The 21,787-nt window shown below is 62.1% G+C and carries 16 protein-coding genes; 8 read left to right on the top strand and 8 right to left on the bottom strand.

Annotation, left to right across the window (positions count from 1 at the left end; all coding sequences use genetic code 11):
• Window positions 1-30: 30 nt before the first annotated feature.
• Window positions 31-504, top strand: a complete 474-nt coding sequence (locus tag CNQ84_RS15945) for a chemotaxis protein CheW (protein WP_165771311.1) — start codon at window positions 31-33, stop codon at window positions 502-504.
• Between the two features lie 10 nt (window positions 505-514).
• Here the strand turns inward: CNQ84_RS15945 and CNQ84_RS15940 are convergent, their stop codons facing one another.
• Both CNQ84_RS15940 and ompR read right to left on the bottom strand, forming a co-directional pair.
• Entirely contained in the window at window positions 515-1,750 is a 1,236-nt protein-coding gene (locus CNQ84_RS15940; protein WP_096005856.1) for an ATP-binding protein, read from the bottom strand.
• Window positions 1,751-1,818: 68 nt separating this feature from the next.
• Complete coding sequence (gene ompR / locus CNQ84_RS15935; protein WP_096005824.1) at window positions 1,819-2,541, bottom strand: osmolarity response regulator transcription factor OmpR; 723 nt, start codon at window positions 2,539-2,541, stop codon at window positions 1,819-1,821.
• A 193-nt stretch (window positions 2,542-2,734) separates the two neighbouring features.
• On the opposite strand from ompR, the gene CNQ84_RS15930 reads away from it, so the two are divergent.
• From CNQ84_RS15930 to gshA, 3 genes are all read left to right on the top strand, one after another.
• The gene (locus tag CNQ84_RS15930; RefSeq protein WP_096005823.1) at window positions 2,735-5,077 is read left to right on the top strand and encodes a Tex family protein; all 2,343 of its coding nucleotides are present in this window, start codon (window positions 2,735-2,737) and stop codon (window positions 5,075-5,077) included.
• 4 nt (window positions 5,078-5,081) lie between these two features.
• Window positions 5,082-5,486: a PaaI family thioesterase gene (locus CNQ84_RS15925; RefSeq protein WP_096005822.1), complete on the top strand. Its 405-nt coding sequence runs from the start codon at window positions 5,082-5,084 to the stop codon at window positions 5,484-5,486.
• 79 nt (window positions 5,487-5,565) lie between these two features.
• The gene (gshA, locus tag CNQ84_RS15920; protein ID WP_096005821.1) at window positions 5,566-7,143 is read left to right on the top strand and encodes a glutamate--cysteine ligase; all 1,578 of its coding nucleotides are present in this window, start codon (window positions 5,566-5,568) and stop codon (window positions 7,141-7,143) included.
• Window positions 7,144-7,182: 39 nt separating this feature from the next.
• Here gshA and CNQ84_RS15915 read toward each other — a convergent pair whose 3' ends face one another.
• On the bottom strand, window positions 7,183-7,587 hold the full coding sequence (locus tag CNQ84_RS15915; protein WP_096005820.1) for a flagellar basal body-associated FliL family protein: 405 nt from the start codon (window positions 7,585-7,587) through the stop codon (window positions 7,183-7,185).
• Between the two features lie 209 nt (window positions 7,588-7,796).
• Here CNQ84_RS15915 and CNQ84_RS15910 point away from each other — a divergent pair, with 209 nt between their 5' ends.
• Window positions 7,797-8,774, top strand: coding sequence for an NADPH:quinone oxidoreductase family protein (locus CNQ84_RS15910; RefSeq protein WP_096005819.1), 978 nt, complete (start codon window positions 7,797-7,799; stop codon window positions 8,772-8,774).
• A gap of 203 nt (window positions 8,775-8,977) precedes the next feature.
• Here the strand turns inward: CNQ84_RS15910 and trmL are convergent, their stop codons facing one another.
• From trmL to glnA, 5 genes are all read right to left on the bottom strand, one after another.
• Window positions 8,978-9,442, bottom strand: a complete 465-nt coding sequence (gene trmL, locus CNQ84_RS15905; RefSeq protein WP_096005818.1) for a tRNA (uridine(34)/cytosine(34)/5-carboxymethylaminomethyluridine(34)-2'-O)-methyltransferase TrmL — start codon at window positions 9,440-9,442, stop codon at window positions 8,978-8,980.
• Between the two features lie 291 nt (window positions 9,443-9,733).
• On the bottom strand, window positions 9,734-11,176 hold the full coding sequence (gene ntrC / locus CNQ84_RS15900; RefSeq protein ID WP_096005817.1) for a nitrogen regulation protein NR(I): 1,443 nt from the start codon (window positions 11,174-11,176) through the stop codon (window positions 9,734-9,736).
• A gap of 127 nt (window positions 11,177-11,303) precedes the next feature.
• Window positions 11,304-12,383 (bottom strand): nitrogen regulation protein NR(II), encoded by a 1,080-nt coding sequence (gene glnL, locus CNQ84_RS15895; RefSeq protein ID WP_096005816.1) that lies wholly within the window; start codon window positions 12,381-12,383, stop codon window positions 11,304-11,306.
• Between the two features lie 310 nt (window positions 12,384-12,693).
• On the bottom strand, window positions 12,694-13,374 hold the full coding sequence (locus CNQ84_RS15890; RefSeq protein WP_096005815.1) for a DUF4124 domain-containing protein: 681 nt from the start codon (window positions 13,372-13,374) through the stop codon (window positions 12,694-12,696).
• Between the two features lie 109 nt (window positions 13,375-13,483).
• Window positions 13,484-14,887 carry a glutamate--ammonia ligase gene (glnA, locus tag CNQ84_RS15885; protein WP_096005814.1) on the bottom strand — a complete coding sequence of 468 codons (1,404 nt, stop codon included), beginning with the start codon at window positions 14,885-14,887 and terminating at the stop codon, window positions 13,484-13,486.
• Window positions 14,888-15,201: 314 nt separating this feature from the next.
• Between glnA and thiI the strand changes: the two genes are divergently transcribed.
• From thiI to CNQ84_RS15870, 3 genes are all read left to right on the top strand, one after another.
• On the top strand, window positions 15,202-16,656 hold the full coding sequence (gene thiI / locus CNQ84_RS15880; protein ID WP_096005855.1) for a tRNA uracil 4-sulfurtransferase ThiI: 1,455 nt from the start codon (window positions 15,202-15,204) through the stop codon (window positions 16,654-16,656).
• Between the two features lie 282 nt (window positions 16,657-16,938).
• Window positions 16,939-18,750 carry a translational GTPase TypA gene (typA, locus tag CNQ84_RS15875; RefSeq protein ID WP_096005813.1) on the top strand — a complete coding sequence of 604 codons (1,812 nt, stop codon included), beginning with the start codon at window positions 16,939-16,941 and terminating at the stop codon, window positions 18,748-18,750.
• 185 nt (window positions 18,751-18,935) lie between these two features.
• On the top strand, window positions 18,936-21,785 hold the full coding sequence (locus CNQ84_RS15870; RefSeq protein ID WP_096005812.1) for an ATP-binding protein: 2,850 nt from the start codon (window positions 18,936-18,938) through the stop codon (window positions 21,783-21,785).
• Window positions 21,786-21,787: the final 2 nt, after the last annotated feature.

Genomic DNA, 21,787 nt, shown 5'->3' with positions numbered 1-21,787 from the left:
CCCATCAAGGCAGTAAGGGAGAAGGACGTCATGTCTGAGGCGCTGGAGAGTATCAACGGTCTGATCGTGCCATTGCTGAACGATCCGCTGCTGCTGCCGAACGTGGCAGTGGCCGAGCTGGTGGGCTACCGCCTCAGCCAGGCAGCCAATCAGGGGCCGGAGTGGTTCCTCGGCTGGACCCAATGGCGTGACCAGCCGGTGCCTATGGTCGACCTGGACGCCCTGCGTGCACAGGGTGGTGAGCCGGCGGAAGGGGCTCAGCCGCGCACCCTGATTCTCAATGCCCTGGGGGGCACTGGCCTGCATTTCATCGGTCTGCGAGTCTGGGGTATTCCGCGCTCGCGCAAACTGCTGCGCGATGAGCTGCAGACCCTCGATGGGCCCGCCAGCTACCAGCTGCAACGGGTCACTGTCAGTGACGAGCCGCAGCCGTTGCTGATTCCCGACTTGCTGGCTGTTGAGCGGGCGCTCGAGCAAGCAGGTCTGTTGCGCCGGGCATCCTGAGTCGCCGGCGTCAGCTGACCAACACGAAACTCAGGCGCGCTTCGGTGCCGCCGTCTACCCGGTTGAGCAGTTGTACGCGGGCACCATGGCTGTCAGCGATGCGTTTCACGATTGCCAGTCCGAGCCCGGTTCCCTTGGTAGAGCGCGCCTGATCGCCGCGGATGAAGGGGCTGAACAGGGCGTCGTTTTCCAACGCCTCCACACCCGGACCGCGGTCCAGTACGCTGACGGTCAGCAGGCGCTCGCCGTCCTGACTATGGACATAGGTGCACACCTCCACGCCGCTGCCGCCGTGCACCAGGGCATTGTCGATCAGGTTGATCAGCACGCGTTTCATCGATAACCGCCGCAGGCTCAGGCGCGGTACCTCGGCCAGGCACAGGCGAACCACCTCGCCGTTGCTGTTCAGCGGTGCCACCACTTCACGAATCAGCTCGTTGATATCGGCTTCTTCCGTGGGCTCGGCGCTGCCGTCGCGGATATAGCTCATGAACTGCTCGAGAATGGCGTCCATGTCCTCGATATCGCGGATCATGCCATCGGTCAGCTCCGGCTCGGCATCGGACAACAGCTCGGTCGACAGGCGCATGCGCGTCAGCGGCGTGCGCAGGTCGTGAGATACCCCGGCCAGCAGCATGGTGCGGTCGCGGTTGGCCTGTTCGACGTCCTGTGACATCTGGTTGAAGGCCCGGTACACCTCGGATATTTCCGACGGCCCGCTGGTGTCCAGCAGGCGCACCGTCTGGCCGCGACCGATGCGTTGGGCGGCCCGTTCCAGCATTTTCAGTGGGTGGTTAAGCTGGCGCACCAGCAACCAGGCCGCTGCAGTCGACAGCATGCCGATCAGCACCAGCCAGGTCACCACCAACCAGACGCGCTGGCCGCGCAGCGGGTGGGCGTAGAGCGGTACCTTCAACCAGTAGTTGCCGTAGATCGGCTGGTGAATCCATACCGCGGGATGGGCTTGAGTCTGTACCCGGACTTCAGTCTGGTCACCCAGCTCGTCACGCAACTGGTGGGTAAAGATACCGGAGTAGGGCCAATGCACCTCACCCTGGGGCACCTGCTCGGGCACCATCACACGGATACCGGTCATTTCCTCGATGTCGTGACGCGCGGCCGGGCCGCTGGCCCAGTAGGCGCGGACCAGCATGGCGGTGCCGTGACTGTATTGGCGATCCACCAGCAGGTCTTCGTTGCTCAGCAGATACAGCAGGGTCAGCACCTGTGAAAACAGGGTGACCATGAGTACCAGCAAAATGGTGCGGCCAAAGAAACTGCGCGGCAGTAGTGGGTGCCAGCCGGGACCGCCCTTCACGTACCTTGGCCGTCCGGTACAAAGACATAACCCACGCCCCAGACAGTCTGGATGTAGCGTGGCTTGGACGGATCGGGCTCAAGCATGCGGCGCAGACGGGATATCTGCACGTCAATTGAACGCTCCAGCGCGTCCCACTCGCGGCCACGGGCCAGCTGCATCAGCTTGTCGCGGGTCAGCGGTTCGCGCGGGTGGCGTACCAGCGCCTTGAGCACGGCGAACTCGCCGGTGGTCAGCATGTTGACCTCGTTGCCGCGGGTCAGCTCACGGGTTGCCAGATTCAGGGTGAACTCGCCAAAGGTCACCTGATCGTCGTCGGCGCTGGGCGCGCCCGGCACTTGCGGCGCCTGCCGGCGTAACACGGCCTTCATGCGGGCCACCAGCTCGCGTGGGTTGAAGGGCTTGGGCAGGTAGTCGTCGGCACCGATTTCCAGGCCCTGGATGCGGCTGGTTTCGTCGCCTTTGGCGGTCAGCATGATGATCGGCGTGGTGTTGCCCTCAGCCCGCAGGCGGGCGCAGGCGCTCATACCGTCTTCGCCGGGCAGCATCAGGTCCAGCACGATCAGCGAGTAGATCTCGCGGGCCAGCAGACGGTCCATCTGAGCAACGTCTTCCACCGCCCTGACACGGTATCCCTGCTCGCCCAGAAAGCGCTCGAGCAGTCGCCGCAGCCGTATGTCGTCATCGACAATCAGGATTTTTTCGCCTTCGCCTGTCATGGATACCTACCTGGATTGATGAGCTGGCATTGTGACCCAGGCCCCGTGACTTGCGGGCTGGCCATTGTTACAAGAGGTTTCTTTTTACCCTGTTATGAAGGCATCATCCAGCCGCTTGATGGAGGCCGACCAGAATGCCCTGTCTCGGTTATACTGCCCGTCCTGTTTTAGCTATCAGTGGAAGTGTCTCACCATGCAGAGTATTGCCGCGCGCATCGCCAGCGAGCTGACGGTCCGTCCCGAGCAGGTCGCCGCAACGGTCGCCCTGCTGGACGAGGGGGCCAGCGTTCCGTTTATTGCCCGTTACCGCAAGGAGGTGACCGGCAGCCTGGACGACACCCAGTTGCGCTATCTGGAAGAGCGCCTGCGTTATCTGCGTGAACTGGAAGACCGCCGCAGTGCGGTATTGTCGAGCATCGCCGAGCAGGGCAAGCTCAGCCCCGAGCTGGAGCGTGATATCCGTGACGCCGATACCAAGACCCGCCTCGAAGACCTTTACCTGCCGTACAAGCCCAAGCGCCGGACCAAGGGCCAGATTGCCATCGAGGCAGGACTGGAGCCGCTGGCTGACGCCCTGTTTGATGATCCGACGCTGGACCCCGAACAGCAGGCCGCCACCTTTGTCGATGCCGACAAAGGGGTAGCCGACGTCAAGGCGGCGCTGGACGGTGCCAAGTACATCCTGATGGAGCGCTTTGCCGAGAACGCCAGCCTGCTGGAGCGTCTGCGCAGCGCCCTGCGTGAGGATGGCCGTGTGGCGTCCCGTGTAGTGGCGGGCAAGGAGCAGGAAGGCGCCAAGTTTTCCGACTACTTCGAATACGACGAGCCGCTGAAAAAGGTGCCTTCGCACCGCGCGCTGGCGATTTTACGTGGCCGCAACGAAGGTGTGTTGAGCATTGCCCTGGAGCTGGGTGATGCCGAGCCGGTACCGGGCAGCCTGCACCCGTGCGAGGGGTTGATCGCCGAGACTGTGGGTATCAGCAACCAGGGCCGTGCCGCGGACCGTTGGCTCAACGAGGTAGTGCGCTGGACCTGGCGGGTGAAGCTGCTGGGCCATCTGGAAACCGAGCTGCTGGGTGAGCTGCGCGAAGCCGCTGAAGACGAAGCCATTCGCGTGTTCGCCAGCAACCTGAAGGATCTGCTGCTGTCGGCTCCGGCCGGCCAGCGAGTCACCCTGGGGCTGGACCCGGGGCTGCGCACCGGCGTCAAGGTGGTGGTAGTGAATGCCACCGGCAAGCTACTGGATACCGCGACCATCTTCCCACATGCGCCGCGCAATGACTGGGATCGCTCGCTGGCAACCCTGGCAGCGCTGTGCAGCAAGCATCAGGTTGATCTGATTGCGGTCGGCAACGGCACTGCCTCGCGTGAGACCGACAAGCTGGCGGCAGACCTGATCAAGCTGTGCAGCGGCCAGAAAATGCAGAAGGTGATGGTCTCCGAGGCGGGCGCCTCGGTGTATTCCGCCTCCGAGCTGGCGGCTCGCGAATTCCCGGATCTGGATGTCACCTACCGTGGCGCGGTGTCCATTGCCCGTCGTCTGCAGGACCCGCTGGCCGAGCTGGTGAAAATCGAGCCCAAGGCCATCGGTGTTGGCCAGTACCAGCACGACGTGTCACAAGTGAAGCTGGCGCGAGGCCTGGACGCCGTGGTGGAAGACTGTGTGAACGCCGTTGGGGTGGACTTGAACACCGCCTCTGCGGCGCTGCTGACCCGTGTCTCCGGCCTTAACCCGAGCATTGCCCAGAATATCGTTGATTACCGCGATATCAATGGCGCCTTCCGCAATCGCCGAGAGCTGCTCAAGGTCAGCCGCCTCGGCGAGAAAACCTTCGAGCAGGCCGCCGGCTTCCTGCGGGTCATGAACGGCGACAACCCGCTGGATGCCTCGGCCGTGCACCCGGAAGCCTATCCGCTGGTCCAGCGCATTGCCGGAGATACCGGTCGTGATGTGCGTGGCCTGATTGGCGACTCCACCTTCCTACGCAAGCTGGAGCCGGCGCGCTACACCGACGAGCGCTTTGGCATCCCGACCATCACCGACGTGCTGCGCGAGCTGGACAAGCCCGGCCGTGACCCGCGCCCGGAGTTCAAGGCTGCCGAGTTCCAAGAGGGCGTGGAAAGCCTCAAGGACCTGAAGCCCGGCATGACGCTGGAGGGCGTGGTCACCAACGTCGCCAACTTTGGCGCCTTTGTCGATATCGGCGTGCATCAGGACGGTCTGGTACACATCTCCATGCTGTCGCAGCAATTCGTCAAGGATCCGCGCGACGTGGTCAAGGCCGGTGATATCGTCAAGGTGAAGGTGCTGGAAGTGGATATCCCGCGTCAGCGCATCAGCCTGACCATGCGCATGGATGACAAGCCTCAACCGGCCAGCGAGCGCACTGCCGGTGAGCGGCCGCGCGGACGCCACAATGCGTCGCGTGGCGGCAGCGCTAACGGCAACAACAGCAACGGCAAACCCGGTCAGGGCAGCAGCACTGGCACCTTTGCCAACCTGTTTGCCAACGCCAAGAACCTGAAGAAGAAGTGACAGCATGAGCGACTTGCATCCGGCGCTGGCGGCTTTCGCCGCGCAGCGCAGCAGCGCCTTCACCGCCCTGGTCGGCATCGAGTTTACGGCGATTGAGCGCGGCCAGTGCACCCTGCGTCTGGCGATTGAGGACAAGCACTTCAATTCCACCGGACGAGCACACGGCGGGGTGGTTTTTACCCTGCTGGACTCGGCCATGGGCGCGGCGGCCTTCAGCGTGCTGGAGCCGCATGAAGTGACGGCCACCATCGAGTGCAAGATCAACTACACTCGCGCGGTTACCGGCGGCGTGCTGGAATGCACGGGTAAGGTCATGCACGCCGGTACCCGTACCATAGTGGTGGACGGCGAGGTGTGGCAGGATGGCGCGCTGGTTGCCAAGTGTCTGGGTACCTTTGCCCGCATCTGACGGGCAGGGTTTTACGGCCTTTCTATACTGAACTGCATCGCCGCCCTGCCGGCGGCGACTCTGCCTAAGGAGTGACACCTTGTCACCACTGCTGCGAAAACGCCTCGATCTGCTGGCGCAGCCGGCCTCGCACCCCCTGCTGACTGACTGTCTGCATGGCATCGAAAAGGAAAGCCTGCGTATCACCGCCGACGGCAGCCTGGCGCATACGCCCCATCCAGCCGGCCTTGGCTCGGCGCTGACCCATCCGCGCATCACCACGGATTACTCCGAGGCGCTGCTGGAGCTGATCACCCCGGTCAGCCAGCGTGTTGACGGCTTGTTTGCCCAGCTCGACGAGATTCACCGCTTTACCTACAGTCAGCTGGGTGACGAGCTGCTATGGACCGAGTCCATGCCCAGCCGCCTGCCGGCCAGTGATCAGGACATTCCGATTGCCTGGTATGGCACCTCGAATATCGGCACCCTGAAAAACGTCTACCGGCGCGGTCTGGCGGTGCGCTACGGCAAGGCGATGCAGTGCATTGCCGGCATTCACTACAACTTCTCCCTGCCACCGGGCCTGTGGCAACTGCTGCAGCAGCAAGAGGGCGGGCAGCAGAGCGCGCAGGACAACCAGTCGGCGCGCTACTTTGCGCTGATTCGCAACTTCCGCCGCTATGCCTGGTTGCTGATGTACCTGTTTGGCGCCTCGCCAGCGGTCTGCGCGAGCTTCTTGCAGGGGCGTGACCATCGGCTTGAGCCATTGGGTGAGCGCAGCCTGTATTTGCCCTGGGCGACCAGCTTGCGGATGAGCGACCTAGGCTATAACAACAACGCTCAGGCGGGGCTGAACATCTGCTACAACAGCCTGGATAACTATATTGCCAGCATGCTGAACGCCATCAGTCTGCCCTATGAGCCTTACGCGCAACTGGGCACGCACGATGCGAACGGCGAGTGGCAGCAGCTCAACACCAATCTGCTGCAGATCGAGAACGAGTTCTATAGCCCGATCCGACCCAAGCGTGTCACCAACAGCGGCGAGAAACCGGTGCATGCCCTGCGCGAGCGCGGGGTGGAATACATCGAGGTTCGCTGCCTGGACATCGACCCCTTTGTACCGCTGGGCATTGAGCCGGCGACCGCTTACTTCCTCGATGCCTTCCTGCTGTTCTGCGCGCTGAACGATAGCCCGGATTTGAGCGACAGCGAGTGCGAGCACGCTGCCAACAACTTCAATCTGACGGTCAAGCGTGGCCGCGAGCCGGGGTTGATGCTGAATGACGGTGGCAGCGAACGCACGCTGGTCAGCTGGGGCGAGTCGCTGCTGGATGAGATTGCCGGCTGTGCCGCGCTGCTGGATCAGGTCAAGGGTGGTAACGCCTGTGCCAGCAGCCTGCAGCAGCAGCGCGCCAAGTTGCGAGACGCCAGTCTGACGCCGTCGGCGCGGGTGCTGGCGGCGATTGCCGAGCACGATAACAGCTTCTTCCGCTTTGCTCTGGCCCAGTCTGAAGCCCATAACCGCTACTTCCGTGAGCGTGCCCTCGACCCTGAGGCTCAGGCGGCCATGGCGGATGAGGCAGCCAGCTCACTGGCAGAACAGGCGGCGCTGGAAGAGGCGGATACGATCAGCTTCGATCGTTTTGTGGCCGACTATATGGCACAGTCTGCCTGAGTCGTCCGGCGGGTACCTAGCGTGCCCGCCGGCCCCGTTTTATTGCACGATCAGGTTGGTAAACAGCAGGTCGTCTACCAGCGGATCTCCCTCTTCCTCTTCCAGCACCTGTTGCACGGCGGCCAGCGCGTCGGCGCGCAGAGTCTCCTTGCCTTCCAGCGTGGACAGGTTTTCCGGTAGCTGTGCACTGAACAGAAACACCAGCGCATTGCGAATCAGCGCGTCGTGGTAGTGCAGCTTCTCGACCGCTGCCGGATCGTCGGTGCGCAGGGCCACATCGGCCTTGAGGTATTGAATGCGTGGACCACTGCCAAGGGTGCCGACAAAGGACGGTTTCAGCTCGACGTACTGAGCCTGTGGCGGTGGCGCTTCCTCTTCCTCGGCATGAGCAGCGGGCAACAGGGCGCTCAGCAGCAGAGCGGCTAACAGGGCTTTGAAGTGCATGGCAGAAGGGCTCCTTGGATACCGGCACAGCATAGCCGAGCAGCCGCCCCGCGCCAAATGCCCGCGCTCTCGGACGATGGCGCGTTGAGGCCGTCAGGCACGACGCCCATGTTATGCGTAGCTATCAGCTCGAACCATGTTCGTTGACCCACAGCCCGGTGAAGCGACTAGACTGACGCCATTCATGCACGCAAACCTGGGAGATAAAAATGAAAGCGGTTCTGTGCAAGGCCTACGGTCCGGCCAGCAGTCTGGTGCTGGAAGAAACGACCGATCCGGTCGCCAAGAAAAACGAAGTCGTCATCGATATTCACGCTGCGGGCGTCAATTTCCCCGATACCCTGATCATCGAGGGCAAGTACCAGGTCAAACCGCCGTTCCCGTTTTCACCGGGCGGTGAAGCCGCCGGCGTGGTCGCCAGTGTCGGCGAAAGCGTCAAGCACCTGAAAGTGGGCGATCGTGTCATGGGTCTGACCGGTTTCGGCAGCTTTGCTGAAAAGGTCGCTACCGATGCCATGCGCGTGCTGCCGATGCCCGATGACATGGATTATGTTACCGCCGCCGGCTTCAGCATGACTTACGGCACCTCGATGCATGCACTCAAGCAGCGTGGCGAACTCAAGCCGGGCGAAACCCTGCTGGTGCTGGGCGCTTCCGGTGGCGTGGGTCTGGCTGCGGTTGAAATCGGCAAGGCCATGGGCGCACGCGTCATCGCCGCCGCCTCCAGCGCCGAGAAGCTGGAAGTAGCCAAGGCCGCCGGCGCCGACGAGCTGATTAACTACAGCGAAGTCAGCCTCAAGGACGCCGTCAAGGAGCTGACCAACGGCCAGGGCGCGGACGTGATCTACGATCCGGTCGGCGGCGACCTGTTCGATCAGGCTGTGCGCAGCATCAACTGGAAAGGCCGTCTGCTGGTGGTTGGCTTTGCCAGCGGCCGTATCCCGGAGTTCCCGATCAACCTGGCGCTGCTCAAAGGCTCCTCCATCGTCGGCGTGTTCTGGGGGGCCTTTGCCGCCCGCGAGCCGCAGGCCAACCTGGAGAACTTCCAGCAGCTGTTCCGCTGGCACAGCGAAGGCAAACTCAAGCCGCTGGTCTCCCAGACCTTCGAGCTGAACGAGTACGAAGCCGCGCTGGATATTCTCAGCTCGCGCAAGGCGGTCGGTAAGGTAGTCGTCAAGACCCGCTAAGACCAGCCGCAGGCTGGCCCTGGCGGGAAGCCACAAGCTGCAAACTGCAAGAAAAAACCCGCGCGGTGTTGAATCGCGCGGGTTTTTCTTTGGCTCAAGATAGCCCCACAATTTTGGCAAATGCTTGATTGGCCTGCAGCCCAACTCATCCTGATGCGGCTTGCGGCTTGCGGCTTGCGGCTTGCGGCTTGCGGCTGGGCGCGCTAAAGCGCGCCCCCGTACCCCAGCTGTCGCCACGCTTCATAAATAAGGATCGCTGCGCTGTTCGACAGATTCAGGCTGCGGCTGTCAGGGCGCATCGGAATGCGCAGCACCTGGTCCGCGGGCAACGCCTCGCGCACCTCAACGGGCAGGCCGCGACTCTCTGGGCCGAACAGAAACAGGTCGCCGGCAGCGAACTGCACCTCGCTGAAGTTCTGCGTGCCCTTGGTACTCAAGGCAAAGACGCGATTAGCCTCTACCGCTTGCAGACAGGCATCGAGGTTGGGATACGTTTTGACTGCGGCAAACTCGTGATAATCCAGCCCCGCGCGACGCAGGCGCTTGTCGTCCAGCTCAAAGCCGAGCGGCTCGATCAGGTGCAACTGGCAGCCGGTATTGGCGCACAGGCGAATGATATTGCCGGTGTTCGGCGGGATTTCGGGTTCAAGCAGAGCGATATGGAACATGGTGGGCGGCTACGTGGCGGGACTAGGCGGTAGGCTACCCGGTTGGAGCTGTAAGCTTCAAGCGGCAAGCCGCAAGCAGTCCGTGGTGCTGCGAGCCTTGGTGTTAGTCTGAAGGCTAAAGGCTGGAAGGGTTTGGGGTTTGGGGTTTGGGGTTTGGGGTTTGGGGTTGCTTGTAGCTTGTAGCTTGAGGCTCAAAAAAAAGGCGACCCCAGCCTGCCTGAACCGAGGTCACCCCAAATACACCCATTAGTCATTTAGCATCAAGCGTGCCAGTTTTGCTGCGGGCGTACTTTATTCGCTTTCGTCGTCGTCGGTACCGTCCACATTCATGTCCAGTTCCTTGATCTTGCGGGTCAAGGTGTTGCGGCCCCAGCCCAGCAACTGCGCGGCATCGCGGCGTCTGCCGGCGGTGTGTTTGAGCGCGGTTTCGATCATGATGCGCTCGAAGGCCGGTACTGCAATATCCAGCAGGTTGGTCACGCCGCGGGCCAGCTCCTGGTCAGCCCAAGTGCGCAATCCGTGCTCCCAGTGCCCGTCTGGCGCACTGTCCTGGTGCTGACTGAGCATTTCCGGGGGCAGGTCTTCAATCAGTACTTCCCGGCTGGAGGCCATGACGGTGATCCAGCGGCAGGTGTTTTCCAGCTGACGCACGTTACCCGGCCAGGGCAGGTTGCGCAGGTAATCCTGGGTCTGCGGCTTGAGTACCTTGGGCTCGACGGCCAGCTCCTGGGCGGCGCGGGCGAGGAAGTGCTGGGCCAGTGCGGGAATATCTTCGCGACGCTCCGACAGCTTGGGGATGTGAATGCGGATGACGTTCAGGCGGTGGAACAGATCTTCCCGAAACTTGCCGGCCTGCACCAGACCTTCGAGGTTCTGGTGGGTGGCGGCGATGATGCGTACGTCGACCTTGATCGGCGTGTGGCCGCCCACTCGGTAGAACTCGCCGTCAGCCAGTACGCGCAGCAGGCGGGTTTGTGTCTCTGCCGGCATGTCGCCGATCTCGTCGAGGAACAGAGTGCCGCCATCGGCCTGCTCAAAGCGGCCGCGACGCTGCACGGCGGCACCGGTGAAGGCGCCTTTCTCGTGACCGAACAGCTCGGATTCCATCAGGTCTTTCGGAATCGCCGCCATGTTCAGGGCGATGAACGGGTTGCGCGCGCGCGGGCTGTGGCGATGCAGGGCGTGGGCGACCAGCTCTTTACCAGTACCGGACTCGCCGTTGATCAGCACCGTGATGTTGGAGTGCGACAGACGACCGATCGCGCGGAAGACCTCCTGCATGGCCGGCGCTTCACCGATGATCTCGGGGGTGCGGGTCTGCAGGGTTTCTTCGTTTTGCGATTCCTGTTCGTGGGTATGCGCCAGCGCACGGCGGACCAGGGCAACGGCCTCGTCCACGTCGAACGGTTTGGGCAGGTATTCGAAGGCGCCGCCCTGATAGGAGGCAACGGCACTATCGAGGTCCGAGTGGGCGGTCATGATGATCACCGGCAACTGCGGATAGCGCTCGCGCACGGTGGCCAGCAGATCCAGGCCGCTGGTGCCGGGCATGCGGATGTCGCTGATCAGCACGTCCGGATGCTGGCGCTGCAGACGGGCCAGGGCGGCGTCTGCGCTGTCAAAGGCGACGGGCTCCATGCCTTCCTGTTGCAGGGCTTTTTCCAGTACCCAGCGGATGGAGCGGTCGTCGTCGACGATCCAGACGTTTTCGGCACGATTCTGTGAGCGGGTCATAAATCGGGTCTCCAGTTCCGGTGCTACCGGCAGGCGGGCGCGCCTGAAGTTGTAGGCAGATTGTCAAAGAGGCGCCGTTGCACGGGCGCGATAGGGTCAAGATAGTGTGTCTGCTTGCGCGTCATGGTCAGTCGGCCCCGTCCAGTTCCAATGGCAGAAACAGGGTAAAGATGGTCTGTCCGGGCTCGCTGTCGCACTCGATCAGGCCGTGGTGCTGGCTGATGATGTTCTGGGTGATGGACAGGCCGAGGCCGGTGCCGTCGGCACGACCACTGACCATGGGGTAAAAGATGCTTTCGACGATGTCCGACGGAATGCCGGGCCCGTTATCGATGACTTCAACACGGCAGACCAGGCGATAGCGGGTCTGGCCGATGGTGAACTGACGCAGTGTGCGGGTACGCAGGGTGATCTCGCCCTGTTCCAGCGGGCCGGCAGAAGCTAGCGCCTGCATGGCGTTGCGCACGATGTTGAGCAGCGCTTGGATCAGTTGCTCGCGATCGGCCTGTACATCCGGAATGCTGGGGTCGTAGTCACGCTTGATGCGCAGTGCGCCCTGGGTCTCGGCCTCAATCAGGCTGCACACGCGCTCGGTAATTTCGTGCACGTTGATCGGGCGCAGTGCCGGCGGGCGATAGGGGCCGAGCATGCTGTCGACCAGGTTACGCAGGCGGTCGGCTTCTTCGATGATGACGTCGGTGTAGTCCTTCAGGGCCTCATCGGGTAGCTCACGCGACAGCAGCTGCGCTGCGCCGCGAATGCCGCCCAGCGGATTCTTGATCTCGTGCGCCAGGCCGCGCACCAGTACCTTGGTCACTTCCTGCTTGGACAGCTGGGCCTCTTCCTTGGTAATGCGTAGCAGGCGATCACGCGGATAGAGCTCGATCAGCAGCCAGTTGCGGTTGGCCGCGATGATCGGGGTGACCGAGTAATCGACCATCAGGCTCTGACCGTTGTTCAGTGTCAGCTGAGCCTCCCGCTTGGTGAAGGGGTGCCCGTGCTCTACCGCGTTGTGCAGCGACTCCAGCGCGGCGGCGGTATCGTTGAACAGGTCAGCGACCGGCTGCTGGTGCACCCGTTGGCCACTGACCGCCAGCAGCATCTCCGCTGCCGGGTTCATGAAGCTCAGGCGCAGCTCGCCATCGAGCAGCAGCACGGCGGTGGTCAGGTTATCGAGAATCTGGCGTAAAAATCGATCAGGCAGCATGGCGGTATCCGTGGTTTGCACAGTGAAATGCAAGAAGCGATCCAATTCGGGGCGCGCCGTGATGCAGCGGTAGCTGGTTCTGCCCGTTTCTGTGACGGCCTGCCACTTATGACTGACGCAACGGGTGCAGCGCCCGTACTGTCTGGGGCGGAGGCTGCGCTGCAATGCAGCACAGTGACGTCGTGTGAGGGGGCGGGGCGCCCGCTAAGCCGTCTTGCGCGCCTGAGTGTGGTGCGCAAGGCGGTGCGTTGAGGTGGGAGTATGCACTATATTGGTGCGCCAAGGCAGCCCAAGGTGTGGGCTGCGTTGGTCAGCCGCCGGTCGCGGGCGGGCGAGGCACGTTTGGTGCGGCCGGCGCTGCCGGCGCAGTGGGGGCCTGGTTGGCGCCGCCGATGCGACCCGGCTGGTTGAGCGAGGTGCGCTGCACGTGCAGGGTAATGCCGGTGCTGGCGCTGATCTCTTTGCCTTCACTGTTGGTGACCACGGCCTCGACCAGGTGCGAGCCGCGATCCAGGTTGGTGACTGTCAGGTTGGCCTGAGCTTGCCCGGCACCGGGCAGGGCCTGCTCACCCAGGTTGCCATCAATGCGTGCACGCAGCAGGTGGCCGGCGCGCAGGGGTGGGTCAAACGCGACGACCAGGGTGACGTTGCCATCGTTGGCGCGCACAGGAGTATCGTTGGCCGGGCTGGTGATCTCCAGGCGGCGATAGCTACCGCTGGCTGCGGAGCCGCTGTTGCTGCTGGAGCTGCCGGCACTGGAGCTGCTGCTCTCGTACGCGGGAATCGGCTTGGGCGCTTCCATGCTGTTGGGCGCGCTGACTTCGATGCGTTTGGCGTTGGGGTTGGGCTTGTCCGAGTAGACGGTGTTGCCGTTGGCATCGGTCCAGGTATACACATCGGCCCAAACGGGGCTGGCGCAGAGCAAAGCGCTGCACAGGGCGGTGAGTAGGGTGCGCGACATGATGGTGCTCTCCTTGAGACGAACCTTCATGCTGGCACCGTATGCCGATACTGGCAACTGTCGTTGAATGGCTGGCGACAGGCGTAAAAAAAGGGCGCCCGAATGGGCGCCCTTTTCGCGTGTTGCAACCGCAGCAGGATCAGACGCTGTAGTACAGGTCGTATTCCAGCGGGTGAACGAAGGTGCGAACCTTGATCTCTTCGGCGCTCTTCAGTTCGATGTAAGCGTCGATGAATTCGTTGGTGAACACGTCGCCCTTGGTCAGGAACTCGCGGCCGGCGTCCAGGGACTCCAGCGCTTCCTTCAGGCTGCCGCACACCTGCGGGATCTGTGCGGACTCTTCCGGCGGCAGATCGTACAGGTTCTTGTCGGCTGCATCGCCAGGGTGGATCTTGTTCTGGATACCGTCCAGACCCGCCATCAGCAGTGCGGCGAAGCACAGGTAGGGGTTGGCAGCCGGGTCAGGGAAGCGAGCTTCGATGCGGCGTGCTTTCGGGCTGGAAACGTACGGGATACGGATGGAAGCAGAGCGGTTGCGGGCGGAGTAGGCCAGCATGACCGGGGCTTCGAAGCCTGGAACCAGACGCTTGTAGGAGTTGGTGGACGGGTTGGTGAACGCGTTCAGCGCCTTACCGTGCTTGATGATACCGCCGATGAAGTACAGCGCGGTGTCGGACAGGCCGGAGTAACCTTCGCCAGCAAAGGTGTTGTTGCCGTCTTTGGCGATGGACATGTGAACGTGCATACCGGAACCGTTGTCGCCGTACAGCGGCTTCGGCATGAAGGTAGCAGTCTTGCCGAACGCGTCAGCAACGTTGTGTACGCAGTACTTCAGGGTTTGTACTTCGTCGGCTTTCTTCACCAGGGTGTTGAACAGCACGCCGATTTCGTTCTGGCCAGCAGTCGCCACTTCGTGGTGGTGAACTTCGATGGTCAGGCCCATTTCTTCCATGGCGTTACACATGGCAGTACGGATTTCGTGGTCGTGATCGACCGGCGGCACCGGGAAGTAACCACCTTTGACGCCCGGACGGTGGCCCTTGTTGCCTGTCTCGAAGTCGCCGTCAGTGTTCCAGGAAGCCTGCTCGGAGAAGATCTTGAACATGGCGCCGGAGATGTCGGACTTGAATTTCACTTCGTCGAAGACGAAGAATTCCGGCTCCGGACCAACGAATACGGTGTCACCGATACCGGTGGACTTCAGGTACTCTTCTGCGCGCTTGGCGATGCCGCGCGGGTCGCGCTCGTAGCCCTGCATGGTGGAGGGCTCGATGATGTCGCAGACGATGATCAGCGTCGGCTCTTCAGTGAAGGGGTCCAGAACGGCAGTGCTGTCATCGGGCATGAGGATCATGTCAGACGCTTCGATGCCTTTCCAGCCGGCAATGGAGGAGCCGTCGAACATCTTGCCGTCTTCGAAGAAGTCTTCGTTGACGTCGCGGGCCGGCATGGTGACGTGTTGTTGTTTGCCCTTGGTGTCGGTGAAGCGCAGGTCTACCCACTTCACGTCATGCTCGTTGATCAGTTGCATCGCTTTCGACATGGTTTCCTCCAAAAGGAATCGTTTGCCAGACAGCCGGTCTGGCGCCTCTATATAACGTCCAGCGGGCGGGCCGCTGCTCGGTTGCATTACAAGTGAGCAAAAGGTGTGCCATTTCGGAGCATGGCGTGTAGCCCCCGCAATCAAGGCCTTTCGCTGCAGATTCTACAGCCGCGCACCAATTGGGAGCACCGTGTTGGTGCGATGAGTGTTACGGGTGCACCAGTTTGGTGCCATTGTGCCCGTTTTAGTTACTCAAGCGCCGCGCGCCGGCTGCGGGTATAATGCAGCGCTTTGCGCACGATATGCCAGCCCCCATGAAACTGATCATCAAATTCTTCCCCGAAATCACCATCAAGAGCCGCCAGGTTCGCAAGCGCTTTATTGCCCAGCTCAAGGGCAATCTGAAAAAGCTACTTGCTGCCATAGACCCGCAGGCGCGGGTCAATGGCAACTGGGACAGTCTGGAGGTCAATCTGGGGAGTGATCCGGCACTGCAGCAGCAGTGTATCGAGCGTCTGCGCAACACGCCCGGTATCGCCCACTTCTTTGCCGTGCAGGAGTACCCGCTGGGCACGTTGGACGAGCTGGTGGAGCTGTGCGTGGCCAACCTGGGTGATCAGGTGCAGGGCAAGACCTTTGCCGTGCGCTGCAAGCGGGTGGGCACCCACCCCTTCTCCTCGCAGGATGTCGGCATCAAGGTCGGCAGCGCGCTGAATCGCCGCTGCGGCGCAGCGGGCGTCTCGTTGAAAGCGCCCGAGGTTGAGGTGCACATCGAGATTCGCGACCAGAAGATCTATCTGATTCAGGCGCGCCACGAGGGCATGGGTGGTTTCCCGCTGGGGACCATGGAGCCGGTGCTCAGCCTGCTCTCGGGCGGCTTTGACTCCACCGTGGCGAGCTACCAGATGCTGCAGCGTGGTTTGCTGCCGCACTTTGTATTCTTCAACCTGGGTGGTCGCGCTCATGAGCTGGGGGTGCGTCAGGTTGCGCACTATCTGTGGGAGCGCTACGCCGCCAGCCATCGTCTGCGCTTTGTCAGTGTGCCTTTTGAAGGCGTGGTGGCGGAGATTCTGCAGAACGTCGAAAACAGTCAGATGGGCGTGGTGCTCAAGCGCATGATGCTGCGCGCTGCGGATCGGGTGGCCTATCGTCTGGGCATTGATGCACTGGTGACCGGCGAGGCGATTGCGCAGGTGGCCAGCCAGACCCTGCCCAACCTCAGCGTGATCGATCAGGTGGCCGAGCGCTTTGTTATCCGTCCGCTGATCACCACCAGCAAGCTGGACATCATCGATGTGGCGCGGCGCATCGGCACACTGGAATTCTCCAGCAGCATGCCGGAGTACTGCGGTGTGATTTCGGTTGGGCCGGCCATCCGCACCACCGTGCCCCGGGTTGAAGCCGCTGAGGCCGGCTTCAACTTTGAGGTGCTGTCGCGGGCGGTAGAGAGTGCTGCGTATTCTGAGTGCAGCGAGCTGGGCGAAATGATGGAGGAGGGCTCGCCGGTGGAGATCGTCGAGCAGGCGCTGACCGGCCAGATCGTGCTGGATATCCGCCACCCCGACGAGCAGGAAGCCCGCCCGCTGCAGCTGGACGGCATTGAGGTGAAACCGGTGCCTTTCTACACCCTCAACAGCCGCTTCGCCGACCTGGACCCATCACGCGCCTACCTGCTTTACTGTGAGAAAGGCGTTATGAGCCAATTGCACGCGCAGTATCTGCTTGATGAGGGGTATGGGAATGTGCGGGTGTTGAGGGTGAAGCGCTAGCGCCCCGCGCTGCCGCTTGAGCCACAAGCCACAAGCCACAAGCTACACAGGATGTGCCGCGCGGCGGGGCTGTCTGGGATTTTCAGGCTCATGCTGGCGCCGCTGCTACAAGAACCCGCGCGGTCAGTAACGAGTCGGTTTTACTTGCAGCTTGTGGCTTGCAGCTTGAAGCTCGCGTGCCTGCTTGAACAAAAAACACACACTGTAACCCCCGTCTCTGTATAATGCCTCCCTCTTTTTTTCAGTATGCCGGCTCGCGCCGCGCCTTTCAGGACACTCATAGTGATCGAGAATCTCCGCAATATCGCCATCATCGCCCACGTTGACCACGGTAAAACTACCCTGGTTGATGCCCTGCTGCGTCAGTCCGGTACCCTGGATCGTAAGGAGCTGGATTCCGAGCGGATCATGGATTCCAACGACCAGGAGAAGGAGCGCGGCATTACCATTCTGGCGAAGAACACCGCCATCAAATGGAACGGCTACAACATCAACATCGTCGACACCCCCGGCCACGCCGACTTCGGTGGCGAGGTTGAGCGTGTCATGTCCATGGTCGACTCGGTACTGCTGCTGGTTGACGCGGTAGACGGTCCGATGCCGCAAACCCGCTTTGTTACCCAGAAAGCCTTCCAGGCTGGTCTGCGTCCGATCGTGGTGGTCAACAAGATTGACCGTCCGGGCGCGCGCCCGGACTGGGTTATTGATCAGGTGTTCGACCTGTTCGACAGCCTGGGTGCGACCGACGAGCAGCTGGACTTCCCGTTCGTCTACGCCTCCGCAATCAACGGTATTGCCGGTATGGACCCGGACGAGATGGCCGAGGATCTGACCCCGCTGTTCCAGACCATCGTTGACCGTGTGCCGTCCCCTGACGTTGACCTCGACGGTCCGTTCCAGATGCAGATCTCGGCACTGGACTACAACAGCTTCCTGGGTGTGATCGGTATCGGCCGCATCCGTCGCGGCAAGGTCAAGACCAACACCCCGGTCACCTCTATCGATGCGCAGGGCAAGAAGCGCAACGGCCGTATTCTGAAGATCATGGGTCACCACGGTCTGCAGCGCGTTGAAGTGGAAGAAGCGCAGGCTGGCGACATCGTCTGCATCAGCGGCTTTGACCCGCTGTTTATCTCCGACACCCTGTGCGACCAGCAGAACGTTGAAGCCATGCCGGCACTGACGGTCGACGAGCCGACCGTAAGCATGACCTTCCAGGTCAATGACTCGCCGTTCGCCGGTAAAGAAGGCAAGTTCGTCACCAGCCGCAACATCAAAGAGCGTCTGGAAAAAGAACTGCTGCACAACGTGGCTCTGCGCGTTGAAGAAGGCGACAGCGCCGACAAGTTCAAGGTCTCCGGTCGCGGCGAGCTGCACCTGTCGGTACTGATCGAAACCATGCGTCGCGAAGGCTTCGAGCTGGGCATCTCCCGCCCCGAGGTCGTGATCAAGGAAATCGACGGTGAGAAGCAGGAGCCGTACGAGAACGTCACCATCGACATCGAAGAGCAGCACCAGGGCCCGATCATGGAGCAGATGGGTCTGCGCAAGGGCGATCTGGGCAACATGGTTCCGGATGGCAAGGGCCGTCTGCGACTGGAGTACGTTGTGCCGGCACGTGGCCTGATCGGCTTCCGTAACAGCTTCCTGACCATGACCTCGGGTACCGGCATCATCACCAGTACCTTCAGCCACTACGGCCCGGTCAAGCAGGGTGATGTTGCGCACCGTCAGAATGGCGTACTGGTGTCCATGGCGACGGGTAAGGCACTGACCTACTCGCTGGAAACCCTGCAGGATCGCGGCAAGCTGTTCCTGGAGCCGGGTCAGGATATCTACGAAGGTCAGCTGGCGGGTATCCACAGCCGCGACAACGACCTGGTGATCAACCCGACCAAGGGCAAGAAACTCGACAACATGCGTGCTTCCGGCAAGGATGAAACCATCCAGCTGGTACCGCCGGTCAAGTTCACCCTGGAGCAGGCGCTGGAGTTCATCGACGACGACGAGCTGGTGGAAGTAACGCCCAAGTCGATTCGTCTGCGCAAGAAGCTGCTGCACGAGAACGACCGCAAGCGTGCCAGCAAGGGCTAAGGCCGCGCACGTTGTGTAAAACCCCCGCCGGGCGCTGTCCGGTGGGGGTTTTTTGTGGGCGCTCGTCAGCCGGTAGGCTCTGGCGGTTGGCGTAATGGCCGACCAATGGCTAGCTTGCTAGGGTGGGCGGGCAATTTTAGGGTGATGTCATTTTGATGTTGCACGGTTTGTCTGGGGACAAAAATATGGCTGGAAAAGCCCGCGTTCGACTGCAGCAGTGGATCTGGCGCGCCTTTATACGCAGCGCGCTGGTGCCTCTGGTGCTGGTTGAGGCTGCGCTCATCGCTATCTACTTGTTCAGCAACGCCTCGATTCGTGACGAGCAGACCGCCTATTTGCGGCAAACGGCGCTGGCGGAATTGAGCAGCTCGGCGCAGCTCGAGTCGCGCGTGATCAATGCGCGGCTGGAGCAGGTAGCAGCACTGACCGACGGTTACCGCAACCTGGTCAGCGAGGCGCTGGCAGGGAGCCTGAATGCGCCTGAGGTCGAGACCGCGCAGACTGACAGCGGGGTGACCTACAGCCCGCTGGATGACGGCGGCAGTGCCTTCTTTTACTCCGGCGCGACGCCCCCGGCCAATCAGGACATGAGCAAGATACGGCGCATGGCCACGCTGGACTCGGTGATGCGCGAGCTGCAGCGCAACAATCCGCTGATCGCCAGTGTCTACTTCAACAGCTGGGACAGTTACAACCATATCTACCCCTGGTTCGCCACCCACGAGCAGTACCCGCACGACATGGTGATACCGAACTACAACTTCTATTATCTGGCCGACGCTGAGCATAACCCCAGCCGTGGTGTGGTCTGGACCGACGTTTATCTGGACCCGGCCGGTCAGGGCTGGATGATGTCGGCCATCGCGCCGGTGTACCGCGGGGACTTCCTTGAAGGGGTGGTGGGTATCGACGTCACGGTCGACGGCATCCTGTCCGAGATCAGCCGGCTGCCGGTGCCTTGGGATGGCTATGCGATGCTGGTTAGCCGTGATTTGAACATCATGGCCATGCCCGCCCCGGCCGAGCGCGATTTCGGCCTGCGCGAGCTGACCACACACTCCTATCAGGAGGCCATCCGCAAGGAGATATTCAAGCCGGACGACTTCAACCTTGCCCGCCGAGTCGAAACCCAGGGACTGGCCAAGGTACTGCGCCAGCGTGATAGCGGCGTGCAGCAGCAGATGCTTAACGGCCAGGCCCTGCTGATCGGCTGGACCGGCGTCGAGCAGACCGGGTGGCGCCTGCTGACGGTGGTTGATGAGCAGTCGCTGTTTGCCAGAACCAATGAGATGGCGTCGCACTACCGACGTATCGGCATGTTGCTGATAGCCGGCCTGGTTGCCTTTTACGTGGTGTTTTTTGCCTTCCTGTGGGTACGCGCGCGCGGACTGACCGGTCGGCTATTGGCGCCGATCGAAGGCATCTCCCGGATGATGACGGACATCGGTGCCCAGCGCTGGCGCCCGGAACCGGTGCACTCCGAGATCACCGAGCTCGATGGCATGGCTCGGCATACCCACGAGATCGGCCTGCAGCTTGAGCACAGCCAGAAGCTCAACCGGGCGGCGCAACAGCGTATCGAGCTGGTCCTCGACAGCACCACCGAAAGTATCTGGGAATGGCATGTTGCCGATGAGGAAATAGAGCTACGCGGACGCTTTTGTCAGCGTTTTGGTCTGCCCTCCGGCAGGGTCGGGTTAGGCGTGTTTCGGGCCCGTGTGCATCCGGATGACCGGGAGCGCGTGTTGCAGGCCGAGCAGGCAACGCTGGGTCATGCGTCTCCCTACTCGGCCGAGTTTCGATTTGCCGATGCGCGCGGCGTATATCACTGGCTGCTGAGCCGTGGCCGTGTACTGGAGCAAGACCCGGCCAGCGGCGAGGTCACGCTGCTGGCCGGCACGCACGTTGATATCGATGACCTCAAGCATATTGAAAGCGATCTGCGCTCGGCTACCCGTGATGCCGAGGCGGCCAACCTGGCCAAGGCGCGCTTTATCTCCAGCATGAGTCACGAGCTGCGTACGCCGCTGAATGCGATTCTGGGGTTCGCGCAGCTGATGGAGCTGGACGATCAAGAGCGGCAGCAATCCTCTGAATACGTCAACGAGATACTGATCGCCAGTCGCCATCTGAATAATCTGCTGAGTGACATCCTCGACTGGTCGGCTATCCAGGTTGACGCCCGCCGGGTTGAGCTGATGCCGACCAGCGTACGCCAGATCATGAGCGAGAGCGCCGAGATGGTGCGCCTGCAGATCAAGGAGCAGGGGTTGAGTTTCGACGTGCAGCTACCGGACGCGAGCCTGACCATGCTGGCTGATCCGCGCCGCTTGCGCCAGGTGCTGTTGAACTTGCTGTCCAACGCCAAGAAGTACAACAGGCCCGAAGGCTGGGTACGGCTGTACTGCGAGGAGCGCGGCGATCGCCTGCGGCTGATCGTGGAGGATGGTGGCATGGGCATACGCGCGGAGGATCAGACGCGGCTGTTCGAGCCATTTCAGCGGCTGGGACGTGAGAATACCTCGATCCAGGGTACCGGTATCGGGCTGTCGATCTGCCGTGAATACACCCGGGCCATGGGGGGGGAGATCAGTCTGGAGAGTGAGCTGGGAGTGGGAACGCGCTTCTGGGTCGAGCTGCCGCTGGGCGAGGCGCAGGCGACCGAGCGCGATGCCAGGCCACTGGTGTACTGCCTGACGGATGATGACCTGCTGGCTGACCAGGTGCGTGCGGTGCTGGCGGAGGATGCGCAGCTGGTGCCGGTCACCAGTACCGGCAGCCTGCTGGAGCAGACAACCGATCGACCGGCCGCACTGGTGCTGCTGGATGATGCGGCACTGGATGCATCCAGTGCGCCGACCTTGCAGCGCCTGCGACAGCAGATGGCCGGCAGGACGCTGCCGGTGCTGCTGCTGGCCGGTTCGCTTGAGTCGCCGCTGGTACAGGAGCTGGTCGGCGCCTGTCAGGGGCTGGTACGTAAACCCTTGGACGACGACGAGCTGGGTGCGTTGGTGCGTGCCTTGCTGGAGGAGTGAAG

Source organism: Pseudomonas abyssi, from assembly GCF_002307495.1.
Taxonomy (GTDB): Bacteria; Pseudomonadota; Gammaproteobacteria; order Pseudomonadales; family Pseudomonadaceae; genus Halopseudomonas; species Halopseudomonas abyssi.
This window is presented reverse-complemented; position numbering and strand designations above follow the sequence as displayed.

What these genes read in the sequence shown, in the direction of transcription:
- CNQ84_RS15945 (WP_165771311.1), top strand. Translation starts at nt 31, where the DNA reads ATGTCTGAGGCGCTGGAGAGTATCAACGGTCTGATCGTGCCATTGCTG.
- CNQ84_RS15940 (WP_096005856.1), bottom strand. Translation starts at nt 1,750, where the DNA reads ATGGTCACCCTGTTTTCACAGGTGCTGACCCTGCTGTATCTGCTGAGC.
- ompR (WP_096005824.1), bottom strand. Translation starts at nt 2,541, where the DNA reads ATGACAGGCGAAGGCGAAAAAATCCTGATTGTCGATGACGACATACGG.
- CNQ84_RS15930 (WP_096005823.1), top strand. Translation starts at nt 2,735, where the DNA reads ATGCAGAGTATTGCCGCGCGCATCGCCAGCGAGCTGACGGTCCGTCCC.
- CNQ84_RS15925 (WP_096005822.1), top strand. Translation starts at nt 5,082, where the DNA reads ATGAGCGACTTGCATCCGGCGCTGGCGGCTTTCGCCGCGCAGCGCAGC.
- CNQ84_RS15915 (WP_096005820.1), bottom strand. Translation starts at nt 7,587, where the DNA reads ATGCACTTCAAAGCCCTGTTAGCCGCTCTGCTGCTGAGCGCCCTGTTG.
- CNQ84_RS15910 (WP_096005819.1), top strand. Translation starts at nt 7,797, where the DNA reads ATGAAAGCGGTTCTGTGCAAGGCCTACGGTCCGGCCAGCAGTCTGGTG.
- trmL (WP_096005818.1), bottom strand. Translation starts at nt 9,442, where the DNA reads ATGTTCCATATCGCTCTGCTTGAACCCGAAATCCCGCCGAACACCGGC.
- ntrC (WP_096005817.1), bottom strand. Translation starts at nt 11,176, where the DNA reads ATGACCCGCTCACAGAATCGTGCCGAAAACGTCTGGATCGTCGACGAC.
- glnL (WP_096005816.1), bottom strand. Translation starts at nt 12,383, where the DNA reads ATGCTGCCTGATCGATTTTTACGCCAGATTCTCGATAACCTGACCACC.
- CNQ84_RS15890 (WP_096005815.1), bottom strand. Translation starts at nt 13,374, where the DNA reads ATGAAGGTTCGTCTCAAGGAGAGCACCATCATGTCGCGCACCCTACTC.
- glnA (WP_096005814.1), bottom strand. Translation starts at nt 14,887, where the DNA reads ATGTCGAAAGCGATGCAACTGATCAACGAGCATGACGTGAAGTGGGTA.
- thiI (WP_096005855.1), top strand. Translation starts at nt 15,202, where the DNA reads ATGAAACTGATCATCAAATTCTTCCCCGAAATCACCATCAAGAGCCGC.
- CNQ84_RS15870 (WP_096005812.1), top strand. Translation starts at nt 18,936, where the DNA reads ATGGCTGGAAAAGCCCGCGTTCGACTGCAGCAGTGGATCTGGCGCGCC.